Below are 20,589 nucleotides of genomic sequence, written 5' to 3'. Positions count from 1 at the left end.
AGTGAAGTGTGTTTTTTATATGCATACTTTGTCGAAATGTGGTGAAGTGAGTAGTTCTTTGTATCCTGCTATTTCTTCACTTTTAAAGATATAACCGATTTTTCCTCTTTAAAAGCCTTTTTGTTACACGAAAAGAGGCATGCTATTTCTTACAAAAAAATGAAAATAAATCATTGACGAATTTGGGAATGGCTGGTATTATAAATTTATAAAAAAATTTGTCGAATAATGGCGAAAAAAATAGAAATAGGGTACTAGATTGTAACTGAGAGGAGAATTTTTAAAATGAAATCTACAGGTATTGTTCGTAAAGTTGATGAGTTAGGCCGGGTGGTTATTCCAATCGAACTTCGTCGTACATTGGGTATCGCTGAGAAAGACGCTCTTGAAATCTATGTTGATGATGAGCGCATCATCTTGAAAAAATACAAACCAAACATGACTTGCCAAGTTACAGGTGAAGTTTCCGATAACAACCTTACACTTGCTAATGGTAAATTGATCCTTAGTCGTGAAGGTGCAGAATTACTTATTCAAGAAATTCAACAAAACTTCACTGCTTCTAAATAAATGATAAAAAAACTTCCGGTCATCGGAAGTTTTTTTTATGTTTATTATTATTGTATATCAATGTGATACGCTTGATATACATCACGTTTTTGCATATTGCGATCTTTTGCGACCTGCTTGATTGCATCCTTTGAAGTGAACTGCTTGGTTTCTATATAATGATTAACATGACCGACGATATCAAGGGCCATCCACCAAGCTTCTTCAGGTTCCTCTTCCGACCATTGCCCACCTTCAATTATTAAACAGAACTCACCGCGAATTTCAGATTCCATCGCCCACGTCAATGCTTCACTCACAGTCCCTCGAATGAACTCTTCGAATTTCTTGGTTAATTCGCGGCATAATACTATACGGCGGTCACCTAAAATTTCATGCATATGTTTCAATGTTTCTTTCAATCGATGTGGCGATTCATAAACGATCCAAGTCGATTCCATTTTTTTTAATTTTTCCAGCTCCTGCTTTTTTTCTTTTGCTCCCCGTTGTAGAAAGCCATAAAAGTAAAAAGGCTGCGGAATCAGTCCAGATGCGATCAATGCAGTTAATGCAGCATTTGCCCCCGGCAATGGGATGACTTTAAACTGTTCGGCAATGGCATCTTTGACCAGTTCATATCCCGGGTCGGATATCGTCGGCAAGCCAGCATCACTCACCAATGCGATGACCTCTCCAGATCGAAGCCTCTCTAGCATTTGCTTCCCGCTATATTCCTTATTATGTTCATGGTAACTGACGATAGGTGTCGAAATTTCAAAGTAGTTGCATAACTTCTTCGTATTTCGCGTGTCCTCAGCAGCAATGACATCCGCTTCCTTTAAGATTCTTAAAGCCCGGAAACTCATATCCTCAAGGTTTCCTATTGGTGTAGGAACCAGATATAGAGCTGGCTCCAATCCTTCTTTTTCAAAACTCTTTTGCTGCCACATATCATGTATCCTCCTTTGCCATCCACTTTTGCTTTTGTTTTCTTGTTAATTGCTTAAATTTATATTCAGCCTGCATGGCCAATGTCCGTGTTTCGAATATTTCATGATAAATCAGTTCAACCGGGGTCCGGCCTCGTGTATACTTTGCACCCCTGCCATTATTATGAGCATCAATCCTACGGTGCAAATTATTTGTATACCCGGCATAATAGCTGCCGTCCCTGCATTTCAAAACATAAAAATAATGCTTATTCCTCTCCATATAGAATCCTTCTGATTTCCGGATTATACTCATTCTGATCATTATATACAACAAGTGGAGGAAGAATCTTCAAATCAGGGTTGCCGTCCTTTATCCCTTCTATAAGAATCGTATTCGCTTCTTTTGAACTCTTAGGATAAACGAATTGCAGTCGCTTCGGTTCAATTCTGTACATCCTCATGAAATGCAGGATATCCATCAGACGGCCCGGTCTATGAACGAATGCAGCCTTCCCACCTTGACGCAGCAACTGGCTTGAAACACGCATGACGTCCTCAAGATTACACATTATTTCATGTCGGGCAATTGCAAAGTGCTCATTCTTGTTAATTTCCTCGATCGATGGCGTCGGGAAATAGGGTGGATTGCAAGTAACGACATCATATTTGCTATACCCCATCTGTTTTGGAATTTCCTTTATATCCCCATGTATCATCTCGATTTGAGAGGATACGCCATTATAGTCCATGCTCCTCTGGGCCATGTCATATAACCGCTCTTGAATTTCAACACCGGTAATTGTCCCTTTCGTTCTTGTACTCAGCAGCAATGGTACGACCCCATTACCTGAGCAAAGATCTACGATTTTCCCTTTTTGGATCGGTACATTTACGAACCTTGATAATAAAACGGCATCTAATGAAAAAGAGAACACCGATGGGCTCTGGATGATCCTTAAATTCTCAGCCAATAGATAATCCAGGCGCTCATCGCCTTTAAGTTCTACCATTGCTGTTACCCTCCTAATCATGTATCGAAAAAGCATGTTTAGGGACCATGCTTCTACATTACTATCGTACAAAAAGGGGTCTGACTCATAGTATGCGTCAGACCCCGAATCACTATATATTGTAAACGGTCTATCTATCACGTAAAAGAAACATCTTTTATATTATTCCTTTATCACTTCTTGTTTAAAAAAGATAAACAGAACAGGCAATCCCCTTCTTTTCGTAAACTGCCAAAATGCAGATTGCAAATATGAAAGCCTTCTTGATAGATACGGGCTAAATTATCATAGCCTTCCCCGATATCCATAACCTTGTCCGTACTTGCGGTACGGTTTTTCACTTTTTGTTTGACCTTTACTGCAGCAGGCGCACTTTCGACTTCCACAAGGCCCAACCGATGGCGCAAATGCTCTTTCTCCAACTTGAGCGACTGATTTTCCTCAAGGATTTCAGCTAAGTTCTGCTTCAATTCTCCAAGCTGCTTATATAATTGGCCTATCTGGGTTTCCATATTGGTCACCGACTCAAAAATATCTTTCTTATCCACGCTCTCCCACCACCTTAATAATCTGTGGCTTGAATAGAAACGGCTCCCTCTTTTAGAATCTCATCTAGAGTATACTCTAATACTCTTTCTTGCTCGATTAGTTCAATCTGAAGTACGCGTTCTAGAATATTAAGCCCCACTACCTTGCCTTTGCCACCAGGCGTATTAATCATTTCACCTAAATCAGGAAGCATTTCCTTCGCACTTTCATACTCATCATTTTCATATTTCAGACAGCACATCAATCGACCGCATAAACCTGAGATTTTTGTAGGGTTTAATGATAAATTCTGATCCTTCGCCATTTTGATGGAAACCGGTTCAAAATCTCCAAGAAATGTGGAGCAGCAAAGCATTCTGCCACAAGGCCCGATGCCACCAAGCATCTTTGCCTCATCCCTTACCCCAATTTGGCGCAGTTCTATGCGAGTTCTGAATATGGCAGCTAAATCTTTGACTAAATCACGGAAATCCACGCGACCATCCGCTGTAAAATAAAACACGACTTTATTTCTGTCGAAAGTATATGACACATCAACAAGCTTCATATCCAGCTTATGCTCCACAACCTTTTGACAACATATAGAGTAAGCCTCTTCTGCAGCCGCCTTGTTCTCGTCTACAATCAGCTTATCCTTTGCATCAGCGACCCGAAGTACTTTTTTCAATGGCAGGACAACATCGTTTTCATCTACTTGTTTTCGGGCTGTAACGACTTTACCGAATTCAACACCGCGGACAGTCTCCACTATTACAAAATCGTCCTTAGGAATAGCGAATTCACCCGGATCGAAGTAGTATATTTTGCCCGCCTTTTTAAAACGGACACCTACAACATCATACAAATCATGATCCCTCCTGCAAATTCAGCACAAGCTGTTCCATCAACAGCTGTGGATTCGTGTTGGACATCAGCTTCCTTTTTGCTTCCAAAATGCAACCCATATGTTCAGCAAGGCGTCTTGGGGAAAGATGAAGAGCGTGAGTTTCAAATTCCTTCAGTTTATTTTGGAACACAACGAAGTCCTTTTTGTCCAACTGAATGTATAATAAATCCTTATATATAAGAAGTAACAAATCAAGACCTCTGTCAACCTGTTCTCTTTCTTTAAAGTGTGTGAACCAATCCGTCTGAAGGTACAGCAATGCCTTCAAGGAATTAAGTTTTAACACTTCATATAATTTTACCACTATTTTTTGAGCTTGTACAAACCATTCATCATGACTAAGCCCGATTCCAGCTTCCACATTCTGTGTTATGTGTACAATAACCGAAGCCAGCTGTGGTTCTACATCCTGTTCCATCAGCTTCCGTTTCACATTTTCAGGAGATAATGGCTTGAACGAAATCACTTGGCACCTTGATAATATAGTCGGCAGAATCCTCTGAAGCTGTTCGGTCATCAATATTGCTACAGTATCAGCCGAAGGTTCTTCTAAAAATTTCAATAGACTGTTGGCTGCCCCCACCGACATTTTGTCAGCATCGGCAATCATATAAACCTTCCGATCCGCCTCTACACTTTTTTTCGAAAATTCTTCCTGAAGACCCTTAATTTGCTCTTTCTTTATTGAGAGACCGTCTCTTTCTATCAAATGGACATCAGGATGATTCCCACTTGAAATCCGTTTGCAATTCCGACAAAGTTCGCATGGCTCATAACCTGTTGTCGGGGCTTCACATAGTAAGCTTTTGGCAAAGGCATTGCTTATCTCTTGCTTACCTGTCCCTTTTTCCCCTTCAAATAAATATGCATGAGCCACCCTTTTCTTCGTTATGCTATTTTGCAGCATCGTCATTACCTGCGGCTGAATTTGACTCATTTCCTGCCATGTTTTTTCCAAAACCATCAACTCACTTAAGTATATAAATTAATCAGAAGACCTTTAATCTCGCCTATCATTTCCAATATTTCAAGCGAGCTTTTCTCTTTATTAAGAATTTCCTCACTTAACTCAACTAATCTTACATCTATCGTTTCCACGGTTTTCAACGGCCTGCTCTGTCCATATTCGTTCCAGCTCGTGGATTGCTTCAGTTCCAGTCCATATTCAACCGCTTCTTTAACAAACCGTTTCACCAATGCTTTATATTTTGCCAATTCCCTAAAAGTGCGTGACCTTACTAAACGCTGACCCGCCCCTTCAATATCGCCAATCAAACGGTTTAATGTTTGGATTTGCATCTTTTGATCCTGTGTCTGGACCATTTGCTGAAATCCGCCATTTCCAGTTTGAAACTGCTTGGCATCCTGACGCGATTTATCCAGCTTAATAGGGATATCATGGTTGATTTTCATAATGAACCTCCCTAAAACTAACCGTTAAAATTGTAAAAAGTTTTCAACCGGCAGAACAAAAATGGTCGCACCGCCTACTTGAATCTCCACTGGGTAAGGTACATAGGACTCGGCATTCCCGCCCATCGGTGAAACCGGTGATACTAATTGGGATCGCGACTGACAATTCTGTTTGATGATCTGGATGGCTTTGTCAACACGTTCATCCTCTGTGCCAATCATAAAAGTCGTATTGCCTGATTTTAAAAACCCGCCAGTGCTGGCTAGCTTGGTCGTTCCGAAATTATTTTCCACTAATTCATTCAGCAGGCGATGACTATCCTTGTCTTGAACGACAGCAATGATCATTTTCATTCTCATCATCCTCCGGTTACTCTGAATTTTTACTAACTCCATTATATCAACTAGTCCTTGTCTGGAATAGTATTGGTTGAATATTATGGAAACCTGTATATTTAGTTTCCTGCTTTCGCTAAAAATTTCAGCAAGCTGGCTTTCGTTTCCTCAAGGACTTCATCTATTGTCCGGCCTGCATCCACGATAATGAAACGGTCTTTCCATCTATTTATAATGAACTGATACCCCTCACGAACTTTTTTATGGAAGTCGAGGGCTTCAAGATCCAGACGGTTCACTTCCCGTTCCCCATTGGACTGGATACGTCTCAATCCCTCTTCTGGGTCTATATCAAAAAAGAACGTGGCATCTGGCATCATATCTCCAATTGCGAATTTATTGATATTATAAACTTCTTCTATATCCAAGCCCCTTGCATGACCCTGATAGGCTAACGAGCTATCTATGAATCGGTCACATAGGACAATTCCCCCTCGTTCCAACTCAGGCATGACCACTTCCACTAAATGCTGACGCCTTGCTGCTGCGTATAATAAAGCCTCTGTTCTCGAGTCCATGGCTGTATTATCTTTATTAAGGATCACTTCCCTAATTTGCTCCGAAATGGGAACTCCCCCCGGCTCACGCGTTAATAGGACTTGATAGCCTTCTTGTTGCAGGGCCTTGCCAAGCATTTGGGTAATTGTTGTTTTCCCGGCACCCTCAGGCCCTTCCATTGTTATAAAAATACCACGTTTCATCGATGTACCTCCAAGGTTCTTTGTTTGTAGTATATCATTTTAATGCCCGCTTTCATAAACGATCAATTCTCCGTTTGAGAGGGAGGAACCTCCATGAAACCTTGATCCCAGTTCTAGCAGTCTCCTCAGATTGAATATATGCTCAGGAGTAATCATTTCCCCGGACATAATTAAAGGGATGCCCGGCGGATAAGGAATGACCATCTCGGCAGATACCTCACCCCCTGCTTTCTGTAATGTTACAGATTTGGATTTACTATGCTTCATGGCGGAGTATGGCATTTCAAGTCCTGTCATTGATCTTCCATCAGGCCATAGGACCCCAAGATTTGATTCCTTGTTTCCAGTTCTGTCTTCAGTGGCACTTTTTATAGTTTGAACGATTTCATGAAAAGGAAATTCGGTACCCATTTTTAATAAGGGTAAAATCATTAATAAATTATCAGGATCAGCCAATTCCGTAAAAATGCCTTCGGCTTCACATAGCTGCTGTAACTCAAACCCGCTTAAACCATTTGTTGATTGAATGACCACTTTCAACGGGTCTGCCACGGTGCCTAGTGGGGCCTCCAGCACCCTTACTGTTTGCAGGGCACCTAATTCCCACCTGAAGTCTGATATCTTTTCAATAAGGGATATTTTATCTTCTGATGTAAAAGCGGCTAAGTAGGCCCTAGCTAAGTCCAGCGATCCCATAATTGGGTAAGATGGACTGCTCGACTGAAGCATTTGTAAATAGAATGATACTTGATCGACATCAACTAAGGATGAATTCACATGAAGAAATGACCCCATTGTCATAGCCGGCAGTGTTTTATGCGCTGAATGGACAACGGCATCTGCCCCTGCCAAAATTGCTGGCTTAGGAAACGGGCTTCCTAACTGAAAATGAGCGCCATGTGCCTCGTCCACCAACACAGGGATCCCCTTTTGATGTGCGAGTCTTACCATTTCCGTCAAGTCTTCACCAAGACCATAATAATTAGGATAGGTAACAATGATGGCTTTTACATCTGGATGTACACTCAAGGCTTCTTCAATTAATTCAGATCCCACACCGCCAGCAATGCCCCATTTCTCATAATAAGCTGGTTGTAAAAAGATCGGTTGTACATTCGCTAACATCAATCCATGTAAAATTGATTTATGGCAGCTTCTTTGGACAAGGACCTTATCACCTTCCCGGCAGGTAGCAAGAATCATGGCAATGTTGCCTACGGTGGACCCATTAACCAAAAAATAACTCCGCTTTACCCCATATAGGTCAGAGAGTAGTTGCTCGGACTGTAAAATGGCGCCCTCTGGAGCATGCAGGTCATCTAAACCGCTTATCTCCGTGGCATCAATACCAAGAAGGGGATTGTATAAGGCTTGGCCCTTTTTATTAAACACCCATCCATTTTTATGCCCTGGGACATGCAGAGATATTGGGCTTTTTTTATAAAAAGCACTCAGTGCATCGAACAACGGTGTCTGTGATTGATTCATTTTTCTCTTCCCTCATATCATAGTATTTTTTCATTTTATCAAATTAGTTCAATTTTATCTCATATTGCGTCGGCTGAAAGGTAATTATGCGGCTCCGAACAGTCTGTTTGGAGGGAAGATACAGAAACATTGGAGCATGTTTCCAAGCATTCTTCTAAAGTACAAAAAAAAGAATCAGAGATTAAAGAAACACATCATTTCTTTTTTCTCTGACTCTTTAACTCTCCACATACTATTTTTTCATGATAATATTTCAGGATTAGTGATTTTTCTTAATTGCTTTAAGTAATATTGGTACTTGGGATCGTTCGTATCCGTCCTGATCATATCCCTTTCACATTCCTCACAAATAAAAGTCGTATATAAATGTATACCCATCCCTTTTATTTGTTCACAAACCGCGCACGTTTCCCCTGCCGTCGTTTTGGTTGTTGTTGTCCCCAACATCTCCACCTCCATACCTGCATTCTCCCCAAAAACCATTGTTCGCATACATTAATTTAAATAGTTTAAGAGAACCGGGGATGCTTTTAACAATGTATGATGAAGAATTTCAATACGTGTATGTCTTTATAAAAGTTTCCATAATTGATAATCCCTTTATATCCAATGATTTTTCTTTGCATTATGCAAAAAAAGACCAGCCGGATGGCTGATCTTTTTAAATGGCTTGGCGGCGTCCTACTCTCACAGGGGGAAACCCCCAACTACCATCGGCGCTGAAGAGCTTAACTGCCGTGTTCGGAATGGGAACGGGTGTGACCTCTTCGCTATCGCCACCAAACATAAAAGGAACGTTGTTCCTTCAAAACTAGATAATAAGAAGGTATTTCATTTTTTAAAAAACGTTGGTTAAGTCCTCGATCTATTAGTATCAGTCAGCTCCACATGTCGCCACGCTTCCACCTCTGACCTATCAACCTGATCATCTTTCAGGGATCTTACTAGCTTGCGCCATGGGAAATCTCATCTTGAGGGGGGCTTCATGCTTAGATGCTTTCAGCACTTATCCCGTCCGCACGTAGCTACCCAGCTATGCCTTTGGCAAGACAACTGGTACACCAGCGGTGCGTCCATCCCGGTCCTCTCGTACTAAGGACAGCTCCTCTCAAATTTCCTGCGCCCGCGACGGATAGGGACCGAACTGTCTCACGACGTTCTGAACCCAGCTCGCGTACCGCTTTAATGGGCGAACAGCCCAACCCTTGGGACCGACTACAGCCCCAGGATGCGATGAGCCGACATCGAGGTGCCAAACCTCCCCGTCGATGTGGACTCTTGGGGGAGATAAGCCTGTTATCCCCGGGGTAGCTTTTATCCGTTGAGCGATGGCCCTTCCATGCGGAACCACCGGATCACTAAGCCCGACTTTCGTCCCTGCTCGACTTGTAGGTCTCGCAGTCAAGCTCCCTTGTGCCTTTACACTCTACGAATGATTTCCAACCATTCTGAGGGAACCTTTGGGCGCCTCCGTTACTCTTTAGGAGGCGACCGCCCCAGTCAAACTGCCCACCTGACACTGTCTCCCACCCCGATAAGGGGCGCGGGTTAGAATTTCAATACAGCCAGGGTAGTATCCCACCAACGCCTCCACCGAAGCTAGCGCTCCGGCTTCTCAGGCTCCTACCTATCCTGTACAAGCTGTACCAAAATTCAATATCAGGCTGCAGTAAAGCTCCACGGGGTCTTTCCGTCCTGTCGCGGGTAACCTGCATCTTCACAGGTACTATAATTTCACCGAGTCTCTCGTTGAGACAGTGCCCAGATCGTTACACCTTTCGTGCGGGTCGGAACTTACCCGACAAGGAATTTCGCTACCTTAGGACCGTTATAGTTACGGCCGCCGTTTACTGGGGCTTCGGTTCAAAGCTTCGCTTGCGCTAACCTCTCCCCTTAACCTTCCAGCACCGGGCAGGTGTCAGCCCCTATACTTCGCCTTGCGGCTTCGCAGAGACCTGTGTTTTTGCTAAACAGTCGCCTGGGCCTATTCACTGCGGCTTTTCTGGGCTATTCACCCTAAAAAGCACCCCTTCTCCCGAAGTTACGGGGTCATTTTGCCGAGTTCCTTAACGAGAGTTCTCTCGCACACCTTAGGATTCTCTCCTCGCCTACCTGTGTCGGTTTGCGGTACGGGCACCTTACATCTCACTAGAGGCTTTTCTTGGCAGCGTGGAATCAGGAACTTCGGTACTATATTTCCCTCGCCATCACAGCTCCGCCTTAATGGAAACGGGATTTGCCTCGTTTCCGGCCTAACTGCTTGGACGCGCATATCCAACAGCGCGCTTACCCTATCCTTCTGCGTCCCCCCATCGTTCAAACGATGTATAGGTGGTACAGGAATATCAACCTGTTGTCCATCGCCTACGCCTTTCGGCCTCGGCTTAGGTCCCGACTAACCCTGAGCGGACGAGCCTTCCTCAGGAAACCTTAGGCATTCGGTGGAAGGGATTCTCACCCTTCTTTCGCTACTCATACCGGCATTCTCACTTCTAAGCGCTCCACCAGTCCTTCCGGTCTGACTTCAACGCCCTTAGAACGCTCTCCTACCATCGACACCTAATGGTGTCAATCCACAGCTTCGGTGATACGTTTAGCCCCGGTACATTTTCGGCGCGGAGTCACTCGACCAGTGAGCTATTACGCACTCTTTAAATGGTGGCTGCTTCTAAGCCAACATCCTGGTTGTCTAAGCAACTCCACATCCTTTTCCACTTAACGTATACTTTGGGACCTTAGCTGGTGGTCTGGGCTGTTTCCCTTTCGACTACGGATCTTATCACTCGCAGTCTGACTCCCAAGAATAAGTATTTGGCATTCGGAGTTTGACTGAATTCGGTAACCCGTTGGGGGCCCCTAGTCCAATCAGTGCTCTACCTCCAATACTCTCATCTTGAGGCTAGCCCTAAAGCTATTTCGGAGAGAACCAGCTATCTCCAGGTTCGATTGGAATTTCTCCGCTACCCACACCTCATCCCCGCACTTTTCAACGTGCGTGGGTTCGGGCCTCCATTCAGTGTTACCTGAACTTCACCCTGGACATGGGTAGATCACCTGGTTTCGGGTCTACGACCTCATACTCATTCGCCCTATTCAGACTCGCTTTCGCTGCGGCTCCGTCTCATCAACTTAACCTCGCATGAAATCGTAACTCGCCGGTTCATTCTACAAAAGGCACGCCATTACCCATTAACGGGCTTTGACTACTTGTAGGCACACGGTTTCAGGATCTATTTCACTCCCCTTCCGGGGTGCTTTTCACCTTTCCCTCACGGTACTGGTTCACTATCGGTCACTAGGGAGTATTTAGCCTTGGGAGATGGTCCTCCCTGCTTCCGACGGGATTTCTCGTGTCCCGCCGTACTCAGGATCCACTCAGGAGGGAACGAAGTTTCAACTACAGGGTTTTTACCTTCTTCGACGGACCTTTCCAGGTCGCTTCATTTACCCCGTTCCTTTGTAACTCCATGTTGAGTGTCCTACAACCCCAAGAGGCAAGCCTCTTGGTTTGGGCTAATTCCGTTTCGCTCGCCGCTACTCAGGAAATCGCGTTTGCTTTCTCTTCCTCCGGGTACTTAGATGTTTCAGTTCCCCGGGTCTGCCTTCAGTACCCTATGTATTCAGGTAAAGATACTGTTCCATTACGAACAGTGGGTTTCCCCATTCGGAAATCTCCGGATCAAAGCTTACTTACAGCTCCCCGAAGCATATCGGTGTTAGTCCCGTCCTTCATCGGCTCCTAGTGCCAAGGCATCCACCGTGCGCCCTTTCTAACTTAACCGTTAAAAAAGATCTTACAGATGCTTTGAAAAAAATTAATTGCCTTCTATCTATTATCTAGTTTTCAAGGAACAAGCTGTCCCAATCACAACGTGATTGTTTCATTGGTGGAGCCTAGCGGGATCGAACCGCTGACCTCCTGCGTGCAAGGCAGGCGCTCTCCCAGCTGAGCTAAGGCCCCGTTTTGGGAAATGGAATGGTGGGCCTAAATGGACTCGAACCATCGACCTCACGCTTATCAGGCGTGCGCTCTAACCAGCTGAGCTATAGGCCCATTCACATAAATAATAAGCTTCTGCTTCCCAAGCTTATCGCGGGATTGCTATTTAATTGAATGAATCACTCATTCAAAACTGAACAAAACAAAAGCGCCTCGTAATTATCCTTAGAAAGGAGGTGATCCAGCCGCACCTTCCGATACGGCTACCTTGTTACGACTTCACCCCAATCATCTGTCCCACCTTAGGCGGCTGGCTCCATGAAGGTTACCTCACCGACTTCGGGTGTTACAAACTCTCGTGGTGTGACGGGCGGTGTGTACAAGGCCCGGGAACGTATTCACCGCGGCATGCTGATCCGCGATTACTAGCGATTCCGGCTTCATGCAGGCGAGTTGCAGCCTGCAATCCGAACTGAGAATGGCTTTATGGGATTCGCTTACCTTCGCAGGTTTGCAGCCCTTTGTACCATCCATTGTAGCACGTGTGTAGCCCAGGTCATAAGGGGCATGATGATTTGACGTCATCCCCACCTTCCTCCGGTTTGTCACCGGCAGTCACCTTAGAGTGCCCAACTGAATGCTGGCAACTAAGATCAAGGGTTGCGCTCGTTGCGGGACTTAACCCAACATCTCACGACACGAGCTGACGACAACCATGCACCACCTGTCACTCTGTCCCCCGAAGGGGAAAGCCCTATCTCTAGGGTTGTCAGAGGATGTCAAGACCTGGTAAGGTTCTTCGCGTTGCTTCGAATTAAACCACATGCTCCACCGCTTGTGCGGGCCCCCGTCAATTCCTTTGAGTTTCAGCCTTGCGGCCGTACTCCCCAGGCGGAGTGCTTAATGCGTTAGCTGCAGCACTAAAGGGCGGAAACCCTCTAACACTTAGCACTCATCGTTTACGGCGTGGACTACCAGGGTATCTAATCCTGTTTGCTCCCCACGCTTTCGCGCCTCAGTGTCAGTTACAGACCAGAAAGTCGCCTTCGCCACTGGTGTTCCTCCAAATCTCTACGCATTTCACCGCTACACTTGGAATTCCACTTTCCTCTTCTGCACTCAAGTTCCCCAGTTTCCAATGACCCTCCACGGTTGAGCCGTGGGCTTTCACATCAGACTTAAGGAACCACCTGCGCGCGCTTTACGCCCAATAATTCCGGACAACGCTTGCCACCTACGTATTACCGCGGCTGCTGGCACGTAGTTAGCCGTGGCTTTCTGGTTAGGTACCGTCAAGGTACCAGCAGTTACTCTGGTACTTGTTCTTCCCTAACAACAGAACTTTACGACCCGAAGGCCTTCTTCGTTCACGCGGCGTTGCTCCGTCAGACTTTCGTCCATTGCGGAAGATTCCCTACTGCTGCCTCCCGTAGGAGTCTGGGCCGTGTCTCAGTCCCAGTGTGGCCGATCACCCTCTCAGGTCGGCTACGCATCGTCGCCTTGGTGAGCCATTACCTCACCAACTAGCTAATGCGCCGCGGGCCCATCTATAAGTGACAGCGTAAACCGTCTTTCCATCTTCTCTCATGCGAGAAAAGAACGTATCCGGTATTAGCTCCGGTTTCCCGAAGTTATCCCAGTCTTATAGGCAGGTTGCCCACGTGTTACTCACCCGTCCGCCGCTAATCTCAGGGAGCAAGCTCCCGTCGATTCGCTCGACTTGCATGTATTAGGCACGCCGCCAGCGTTCGTCCTGAGCCAGGATCAAACTCTCCGAAGAAATGTTTGACTTGCTCATTTGCTTTTTTGATAGTGTGTGCTCACTTAAAATTTAACGTTGGCGCTTTGTTTTGTTCAGTTTTCAAAGAGCGATTTTTCGCCATTACTTCGTAAGCGACTTTATTATCTTATCACTTACTTAACCTGATGTCAACAATTATTTAAAATTGTTTTTCGATTGAGCAATTGACGATGTCGTTATTGGCGACTCCTAATATATTATCAGGTTGATGAGTTATCGTCAATGGTTTAATTGGTTTTTTTTAAAAAAACTATAACATGATAAAAACCCCAGGGAGATATCCATGGGGTTTTCATAAGACTTCGACGGAATATCCTTTAAATGATCCAATAACCAATGGCCGCCAAAGCGGCAACTCCCGGTATTCCAAGCAGACCGGCGACTGCCGAGGTAACAGGGTTGATGGGTACATGAATGCCCGCTTGATTCCCAAGTGTATTCAAAAAGAACAAAAATGCTGCACCGATAATGACCTTTATAATCCCCTGCCCTATAAACCGGACAGGTCTTAATGGCGCCCCGATAATGAGGAGCATTAAAATCAGGCCGCCAATTACAGCAACAAAGACAACTGGTTCCAAACTCATTCCTCCCCGCAAGCTTGTACTACACTTATATGAAGAAATCGATGGATTAAGAACTGAAAAAAAATGGCCATGAGGAACACGCAATCCTTCACAGCCATTTCCTTATCATCTTTTTAAGCGGACATTCCTTCTTTTAACTTCCCTGAATAAGTAGAAATATTTCACTTCCGCCAGTCTCGTTTGGGCGATTACTTCCTCAGATGGATCAACGCTTTTTTCAAGTAATGATTTTTGATTATGCCAATTCCATTTCAAATGTTCAAGCTCTTCGATTAATGAATCATTGAATTCATTCCGAAGTTTCTTTTTTTTACGAAAGAACAAGTGAAGTCCTCCCAGCTATCTTATATTTCTCTTCTTCCTTCTATTGCTTTTGATAGCGTCACTTCATCCGCATACTCCAAATCTCCGCCAACAGGAAGTCCGTGGGCAATTCGGGTCACTTTGATGCCTGATGGTCTAAGCAACCGCGAAATATACATGGCTGTCGCTTCACCTTCAATGTTAGGATTAGTAGCCAAAATTACCTCCAGCACTGTTTCATCTTGCAGGCGCTTTAATAAATCAGGAATATTTATATCTTCCGGACCGATTCCGTCCATTGGGGAAATACTGCCATGCAGTACATGGTATAAACCATTGAACTCTCTCATCTTTTCCATAGCTATTACATCTTTCGGGTCCTGAACCACACAAATCAAACTTCTGTCCCTCTTTTGATCTTCGCAAATATAACAAGGATCTTGATCTGTAATATGACCACAGACTGAGCAATACATAAGATTCCGCTTAGCATTAACAAGTGCTTTTGCAAAATCCAAAACAGTATCTTCCTTCATGCTTAGTACATGAAAGGCTAATCGAGCAGCCGTTTTAGGACCAATCCCCGGCAATTTCATAAAACTGTCAATGAGCTTGGAAATTGGTTCTGGATAATGCATCGAATTCCTCCTAAAAATTTCAAAAGAAACCCCCTGAAAGGAAGTTTCTTTTGAACTTGCTTAAAACATACCCGGAAGGTTCATTCCCTTAGTGAATTGTCCCATCGTTTGGTTTGTCAGTTCTTCCGCCTTTTTCAAAGCATCGTTAGTCGCAGCCAGCACTAAATCCTGAAGCATATCGATATCATCCGGATCGACAACTTCCGGTTTGATGACTACATCGACTATTTCTTTATGTCCAGTAACGATGACCGTCACCATTCCGCCGCCAGCAGTTCCTTCAACCTTTTTTTCACCTAATTCTTCCTGTGCCTCTGCCATCTTCTTTTGCATCTTTTGCATTTGTTTCATCATGTTCTGCATATTACCGCCGCGCATACCCATTCTTCTTACCTCCAATTATTCTTTAATTTCAAGTAAATCATCGCCGACTAATTTTCTAGCCTCTGCTATAAAGGGGTCTTCTTCTTTTGATTCCGTTTCTTCTGGACCGTCGAACTGCTGTGTCGATATGAAATCCTCCCGCAAACTTTGCCACTGGCTCTCCGGAACTCCAGCTATCTCCATACGATGTCCGGTCAATTGCTGCATGATCGAGGCTATCACTTCCACGAAACGGTTATTTTCCATTGCCATTTGACAATGAATATCATATTTGAATTTTACCACAAAAGCTTCAGTAGACGCAGCAACAGGTTCTGCCTCCGTTAATAAAGCTGCCAATGATTTTTGATTTTGCTGACCTAACTGTTCAAGCACTTCCCCCCACTTACTTTTCACAGCAGTAAGGTCTGGCTTCGTAGCTTGTTTCAAAATTTGATTGATCTTTCCTGCAGGTGCTTTATACGCCTTTTTAACGGCCCTTTGCGCCTTAGCCTGCTCTGCAGGTTTTTCCGTCATGGCTGCCGGGATGCCGTTTTTCTGCATTTCGAGTAATTTCTTCTCTAAATCTTCTATTTTCTGCAGCAGCTGTTGAAGCTGCCCGTTATCACTTTGATTTGGCCTTTGCTCATTACATAACTTCACAAGTGCCACTTCAAGGAAAATCCTTGGATGATTTGTCCATTTCATATCCTGCTGTGTTTGATTGAAGCTTTCAATAATGGAGTAAATCGATTCAGAAGAGATTACTTCTGCCAATTCCTTAAATTGGGGATCTATCAAAACACGCTCGAAGGATTCTGCCAGTGCCGGTGCCGTTTGAAATAAAAGCATGTCACGGAAATAATAAATCATGTCTTCTATGAACCTAGCCGGGTCTTTTCCCATGGCCAGCAATTCTTCAAGGACTTCAAGTGCCACCGCTACTTCTTTATCATATATAGCCTTTGCCAGACGGCTTAAAAATGCCTGCGACACAGAACCAGTGACAGTCAATGCATCTTCCATAGAAACTGTCTCCGAACTGAAGGATATCGCTTGATCAAGAAGGCTTAGTGCATCTCGCATCCCGCCTTCGGCTGCCCTTGCAATGATATGCAGGGCTTGTTCATCACATGAAACACCTGTTTCTGCAATGATTTGTGACATCCTGCCAACTATATCTTGAGGCTGGATCCTTTTAAAATCAAACCTTTGGCAACGGGAAATGATCGTTAGTGGAATCTTATGAGGTTCAGTCGTCGCCAATATAAAAATCACGTGCTTCGGAGGTTCTTCCAATGTCTTTAAAAGCGCATTGAAAGCCCCTTGTGAAAGCATATGTACCTCATCGATGATATAAACTTTATATGTAACCGCGTTAGGAGCATATTTGACCTTATCACGAATGTCACGGATTTCCTCGACACCATTATTGGATGCTGCATCAATTTCTATAACATCTGATATGGAGCCATCGGTGATTCCGCGGCAGGTAGCACATTCGTTACAGGGCTCACTTGTCGGGGCATGCTCACAATTCACTGCTTTTGCTAGAATTTTGGCAGCACTTGTTTTCCCTGTTCCACGTGGACCGGAAAATAAATAGGCATGCGAAACCTTCTGCCCGACCAAGGCATTCTGCAACGTTTTCGTTACATGTTCCTGCCCGACTACATCAATGAATTGTTGTGGCCGCCATACCCGGTATAATGCTTGATACCCCACGGAAATCCCTCCTTCTTTTCTCCATCTTGTTTATTATACATTACTGATTTCCTTAATTTCAAAGTCTAAAAAGAAATTTCATCATTGCCTCATTTTTTTCAAAAATACCAAGCGCTTTACCTTCTTGGCATAAAAAAAAACCCACCCGATACGAATGAGTTTTTTGTTTATGTAAAATAACTGCCGTGCACCTTCTGTCGATTAGCAACCATAAGCGTTACTTAAGCAGTTAGCTCGACCCAGGCAACCCTGCGGCACATGAGAACTTCCACTTAATGCTGCTTCCTTCCGGACCTGACATGGTTCATGGAGTCCCATTGCGCAGGACCCGGGCGTCAACACCACTTACTTAAGGCAGGCCCTACAGAATGCTAACCTCGAGAAGGGATTCAACCTCGCTAGAGCGGATTGCGAGTACAGGGCACCGCTACCTCCCCGTCTAGCACGGCAAAAGTAATACCAATTTCACAGCGTCATGTCGACGCATAATTCATTATACTAAGGTAACAAAAAAAACGCAAGTGTTGTTCATGAACAGTTTGATTCCAAATTTATCAAACGAAGCAAACTTTTTTTCGACACTCGTTTTTCCCCTATTTATTTTCTTCGGCAATCTTAAGTGCTTGCTCTCTTTTCAAAGTTTTCTTTCTATCCCTAAGCTCTTTAAAAAAAGAAGTCAATATCCAGCCGCACTCTTCCCCCAATACACCGCTTGTTACATCACATTGATGGTTAAAGCGTTCATCTTGAAGTAAATCCATGAATGTCCCTGCACAGCCTGCCTTTGGATCATACGCTCCAAAAACTACCCTTTTCACCCTTGATTGCAAGATGGCCCCAGCACACATGGGACAAGGTTCCAGCGTTACATATAATGTCGCATCTTCAAGGCGCCAACTGCCAAGTTCCTTGCAAGCCTCATTGATCGCAAGCAGCTCCGCATGTGCCGTCGCATTCTGTTCCGTTTCCCTCAGGTTATGCCCTGTCGAAATAACTTGATCGTCTATTACGATTAAAGCGCCAATCGGCACTTCATTCAACATCTGCGCTTTTTTTGCTTCCTTTAAGGCTAAATTCATGTAATAAACATCATCCTTCATAAAAAAAACCCCCTCATATAAAGTAGGAGTAAACAGACACATATAAGACAAAAATAAAGGTCATACTACTTGTTCTAATGAATAGTAACGCATGCGGCATACGTGCTGCAAGTAAATTCTCACAATACAGGAGGATATACCATGAATCGACCTGAATCACCTTCTTTTGCATTGCTTATCATTGATATGATCAATGATTTTGATTTCAAATACGGGAATATGCTCCTTGAACATACGAAACTTATCGTCGATCCGATTTTGGAATTAAAAAAGCAAATGAAAGAAAAAGGTTTTCCAATCATTTATATCAACGACCATTATGATTTATGGCAGGCTGACTTCGATAAAATTATTGATAGATGTAAAAATGAAGGAAATGCCTCATTAATCGAAAGGATAAAACCTCAACAGGACGAATTCTTTCTCATCAAGCCGAAACATTCCGCATTTTATGGGACGGCACTCAATACACTACTTAAACGATTAAACGTGGAAACCCTGATCATTACTGGAATAGCTGGCAACATCTGCGTGCTATTCACAGCCAATGATGCCTATATGCGGGAATATAAATTATGGATTCCGAAGGATTGCATCGCTTCTGCATCAAAGGAAGATAATCATTACGCATTAAAGATGATGAACCATGTTCTCAAGGCATCCATAAAAGATGGTGAAGACTTTTAAGCATTCAATCGAACAAGGCACTAACCTACATACCACCCCCAATAAACAATCTTTCATTCTCTTTCTTTATCAACCTGACAAAAATGTCACTAAAGTCCCAAGTCTGTGATACAATATCTCTTGGCGAAAAACCTAATAACCGGGAATTTCAGCTTGATACCTCATGAAGGAGGACAGATTGGATGAAATCCACCCCATTTATCACCGTCGAAGGTCCAATCGGCGTGGGAAAAACATCACTTGCAAAAGTTATCGCAGATCATTTTCAAATTTCATTATTGAAGGAAATTGTAGATGAAAATCCATTTCTCGGGAAATTCTATAAAGATATTGATGAGTGGAGCTTTCAAACAGAAATGTTTTTTCTGTGTAACCGGTATAAACAATTGGAAGATATCGAAAAAAAGTATCTTACTAATAACCAAGCCGTGGTGGCTGATTACCATATATTCAAGAACTTGATATTTGCTGAACGAACGTTAAAGAACGGACAATACAATAAATACCTTGAAATATTCAATATTTTAACACGGGATATGCCTAAACCTAATATGGTGATTTATTTAAATGCAAGTCTTGATACTCTTATCTCCCGAATCGGTAAAAGAGGTCGTGAGTTCGAAAAAAATATATCCTCCATTTATTTAGAGCAGTTATCCGCGGATTATCGAACATTCATGGAAGCATTTGAGAAACAGCACCCTGACATACCTGTTCTTACATTCAACGGAGATGAGCTGGATTTTGTCGGGAACAAGGATGATTTGAAAACGATAATCAGCCAAATTGAGAACGCCCTGCACAAAGGAGTAAAGTCAAATGAACTTACGAAAGAAATATAACATTCCAAATAACGCTGTCATTACGATAGCAGGGACGGTTGGCGTAGGAAAATCGACCATGACCAATGCTTTAGCCGATGCCCTTCAATTCAGGACATCCTTTGAAAAGGTTGATACGAACCCCTATCTGGATAAGTTTTACGATGATTTTAATCGTTGGAGTTTCCACCTGCAAATCTATTTCCTCGCTGAACGTTTTAAAGAGCAAAAAAAAATCTTCGAATATGGCGGCGGTTTTATCCAAGACCGTTCCATTTATGAAGACACCGGGATATTTGCAAAAATGCATTATGAAAAAGGCACGATGAATGATGTGGACTACGAAACTTATACAAGCCTTTTCAACGCCATGGTAATGACGCCATACTTCCCGCACCCTGATTTACTTATCTATCTCGAAGGTTCGCTGGATGATATCCTCGACCGGATCCAAGAGCGTGGACGTCCAATGGAACAGCATACCCCAATTGAATATTGGCAGGAAATGCACGGCCGTTATGAAGAATGGATTGATCAATTCAACGCCTGCCCTGTCCTTCGGTTAAATATAAACGAATATGACCTTATGCAGGATGAAGCAAGCATCGAACCTCTTATAAAACGGATTGCCGAATATATGGAGCAAACCAAGTTGTTGCGAAATATTTAAAACAGAAAAACCACCGATTATCCGGTGGTT

21 protein-coding genes, 2 tRNA genes, 3 rRNA genes and 1 other RNA gene are annotated in these 20,589 nt (G+C 43.6%); 4 read left to right on the top strand and 23 right to left on the bottom strand.

The genetic code is table 11. The features are described from left to right. The first annotated feature begins 285 nt into the window (after positions 1 to 285). Complete coding sequence (gene abrB, locus AC3ISB_RS00225; protein ID WP_048689982.1) at positions 286 to 570, top strand: transition state genes transcriptional regulator AbrB; 285 nt, start codon at positions 286 to 288, stop codon at positions 568 to 570. Positions 571 to 617: 47 nt separating this feature from the next. Here the strand turns inward: abrB and rsmI are convergent, their stop codons facing one another. From rsmI to tadA, 23 genes are all read right to left on the bottom strand, one after another. Beyond that, on the bottom strand, positions 618 to 1,499 hold the full coding sequence (rsmI, locus tag AC3ISB_RS00220; RefSeq protein WP_098372651.1) for a 16S rRNA (cytidine(1402)-2'-O)-methyltransferase: 882 nt from the start codon (positions 1,497 to 1,499) through the stop codon (positions 618 to 620). 1 nt (position 1,500) lies between these two features. Continuing rightward, positions 1,501 to 1,761 (bottom strand): GIY-YIG nuclease family protein, encoded by a 261-nt coding sequence (locus AC3ISB_RS00215; RefSeq protein ID WP_076372928.1) that lies wholly within the window; start codon positions 1,759 to 1,761, stop codon positions 1,501 to 1,503. After that, positions 1,748 to 2,491 (bottom strand): tRNA1(Val) (adenine(37)-N6)-methyltransferase, encoded by a 744-nt coding sequence (locus tag AC3ISB_RS00210; RefSeq protein WP_098372650.1) that lies wholly within the window; start codon positions 2,489 to 2,491, stop codon positions 1,748 to 1,750. The genes AC3ISB_RS00215 and AC3ISB_RS00210 overlap by 14 nt, the downstream gene beginning before the upstream one ends. Positions 2,492 to 2,664: 173 nt before the next feature. Then, complete coding sequence (yabA, locus tag AC3ISB_RS00205; protein WP_370662572.1) at positions 2,665 to 3,003, bottom strand: DNA replication initiation control protein YabA; 339 nt, start codon at positions 3,001 to 3,003, stop codon at positions 2,665 to 2,667. Positions 3,004 to 3,053: 50 nt separating this feature from the next. After that, the gene (locus tag AC3ISB_RS00200; protein ID WP_061440314.1) at positions 3,054 to 3,884 is read right to left on the bottom strand and encodes a PSP1 domain-containing protein; all 831 of its coding nucleotides are present in this window, start codon (positions 3,882 to 3,884) and stop codon (positions 3,054 to 3,056) included. Position 3,885: 1 nt separating this feature from the next. Continuing rightward, a complete protein-coding gene (gene holB, locus AC3ISB_RS00195) occupies positions 3,886 to 4,890 on the bottom strand; it encodes a DNA polymerase III subunit delta' (RefSeq protein ID WP_142323988.1) in 1,005 nt (334 codons plus the stop codon). Between the two features lie 8 nt (positions 4,891 to 4,898). Further along, a complete protein-coding gene (locus AC3ISB_RS00190; protein ID WP_098372649.1) occupies positions 4,899 to 5,339 on the bottom strand; it encodes a YaaR family protein in 441 nt (146 codons plus the stop codon). A gap of 24 nt (positions 5,340 to 5,363) precedes the next feature. Beyond that, positions 5,364 to 5,693 (bottom strand): cyclic di-AMP receptor DarA, encoded by a 330-nt coding sequence (locus tag AC3ISB_RS00185; protein ID WP_063235895.1) that lies wholly within the window; start codon positions 5,691 to 5,693, stop codon positions 5,364 to 5,366. Positions 5,694 to 5,794: 101 nt separating this feature from the next. After that, positions 5,795 to 6,436 carry a dTMP kinase gene (gene tmk / locus AC3ISB_RS00180; protein WP_098372648.1) on the bottom strand — a complete coding sequence of 214 codons (642 nt, stop codon included), beginning with the start codon at positions 6,434 to 6,436 and terminating at the stop codon, positions 5,795 to 5,797. Positions 6,437 to 6,475: 39 nt separating this feature from the next. After that, a complete protein-coding gene (locus tag AC3ISB_RS00175) occupies positions 6,476 to 7,924 on the bottom strand; it encodes an aminotransferase class I/II-fold pyridoxal phosphate-dependent enzyme (RefSeq protein WP_489275261.1) in 1,449 nt (482 codons plus the stop codon). Positions 7,925 to 8,164: 240 nt separating this feature from the next. Further along, positions 8,165 to 8,383, bottom strand: a complete 219-nt coding sequence (locus tag AC3ISB_RS00170; RefSeq protein ID WP_141993387.1) for a sigma factor G inhibitor Gin — start codon at positions 8,381 to 8,383, stop codon at positions 8,165 to 8,167. Between the two features lie 209 nt (positions 8,384 to 8,592). After that, a 5S ribosomal RNA gene (gene rrf / locus AC3ISB_RS00165) occupies positions 8,593 to 8,708 on the bottom strand. Between the two features lie 64 nt (positions 8,709 to 8,772). After that, positions 8,773 to 11,705, bottom strand: a 23S ribosomal RNA gene (locus AC3ISB_RS00160). Positions 11,706 to 11,809: 104 nt separating this feature from the next. Next, positions 11,810 to 11,885: transfer RNA gene (locus AC3ISB_RS00155), tRNA-Ala, on the bottom strand. A gap of 16 nt (positions 11,886 to 11,901) precedes the next feature. Continuing rightward, positions 11,902 to 11,978, bottom strand: a tRNA-Ile gene (locus AC3ISB_RS00150). A gap of 115 nt (positions 11,979 to 12,093) precedes the next feature. After that, positions 12,094 to 13,644: ribosomal RNA gene (locus AC3ISB_RS00145) — 16S ribosomal RNA — on the bottom strand. The 16S, 23S and 5S rRNA genes sit together here with 2 tRNA genes alongside, the layout of an rRNA operon. A 338-nt stretch (positions 13,645 to 13,982) precedes the next feature. Continuing rightward, on the bottom strand, positions 13,983 to 14,252 hold the full coding sequence (locus tag AC3ISB_RS00140; RefSeq protein WP_377402698.1) for a pro-sigmaK processing inhibitor BofA family protein: 270 nt from the start codon (positions 14,250 to 14,252) through the stop codon (positions 13,983 to 13,985). Positions 14,253 to 14,357: 105 nt separating this feature from the next. Further along, the gene (locus AC3ISB_RS00135) at positions 14,358 to 14,576 is read right to left on the bottom strand and encodes a YaaL family protein (RefSeq protein ID WP_063236519.1); all 219 of its coding nucleotides are present in this window, start codon (positions 14,574 to 14,576) and stop codon (positions 14,358 to 14,360) included. Between the two features lie 20 nt (positions 14,577 to 14,596). After that, positions 14,597 to 15,193, bottom strand: a complete 597-nt coding sequence (gene recR, locus AC3ISB_RS00130; RefSeq protein WP_034316264.1) for a recombination mediator RecR — start codon at positions 15,191 to 15,193, stop codon at positions 14,597 to 14,599. Between the two features lie 60 nt (positions 15,194 to 15,253). Beyond that, entirely contained in the window at positions 15,254 to 15,571 is a 318-nt protein-coding gene (locus tag AC3ISB_RS00125; protein WP_076373267.1) for a YbaB/EbfC family nucleoid-associated protein, read from the bottom strand. Between the two features lie 21 nt (positions 15,572 to 15,592). Next, the gene (dnaX, locus tag AC3ISB_RS00120) at positions 15,593 to 17,281 is read right to left on the bottom strand and encodes a DNA polymerase III subunit gamma/tau (protein ID WP_489275259.1); all 1,689 of its coding nucleotides are present in this window, start codon (positions 17,279 to 17,281) and stop codon (positions 15,593 to 15,595) included. Positions 17,282 to 17,464: 183 nt separating this feature from the next. Beyond that, positions 17,465 to 17,729, bottom strand: an RNA gene (gene ffs, locus AC3ISB_RS00115) — signal recognition particle sRNA large type. Positions 17,730 to 17,874: 145 nt separating this feature from the next. Next, positions 17,875 to 18,381, bottom strand: coding sequence for a tRNA adenosine(34) deaminase TadA (gene tadA / locus AC3ISB_RS00110; RefSeq protein ID WP_141994799.1), 507 nt, complete (start codon positions 18,379 to 18,381; stop codon positions 17,875 to 17,877). Positions 18,382 to 18,522: 141 nt separating this feature from the next. Between tadA and AC3ISB_RS00105 the strand changes: the two genes are divergently transcribed. The 3 genes from AC3ISB_RS00105 (at position 18,523) to AC3ISB_RS00095 (ending at position 20,559) form a co-directional block, all read left to right on the top strand. Then, positions 18,523 to 19,068 carry a cysteine hydrolase family protein gene (locus AC3ISB_RS00105; protein ID WP_098373825.1) on the top strand — a complete coding sequence of 182 codons (546 nt, stop codon included), beginning with the start codon at positions 18,523 to 18,525 and terminating at the stop codon, positions 19,066 to 19,068. Positions 19,069 to 19,250: 182 nt separating this feature from the next. Then, complete coding sequence (locus AC3ISB_RS00100; RefSeq protein WP_141994800.1) at positions 19,251 to 19,910, top strand: deoxynucleoside kinase; 660 nt, start codon at positions 19,251 to 19,253, stop codon at positions 19,908 to 19,910. Then, entirely contained in the window at positions 19,888 to 20,559 is a 672-nt protein-coding gene (locus AC3ISB_RS00095; RefSeq protein ID WP_098373823.1) for a deoxynucleoside kinase, read from the top strand. The genes AC3ISB_RS00100 and AC3ISB_RS00095 overlap by 23 nt, the downstream gene beginning before the upstream one ends. Positions 20,560 to 20,589: the final 30 nt, after the last annotated feature.

Source organism: Peribacillus sp. GL_122 (assembly GCF_057835005.1).
This window is presented reverse-complemented; position numbering and strand designations above follow the sequence as displayed.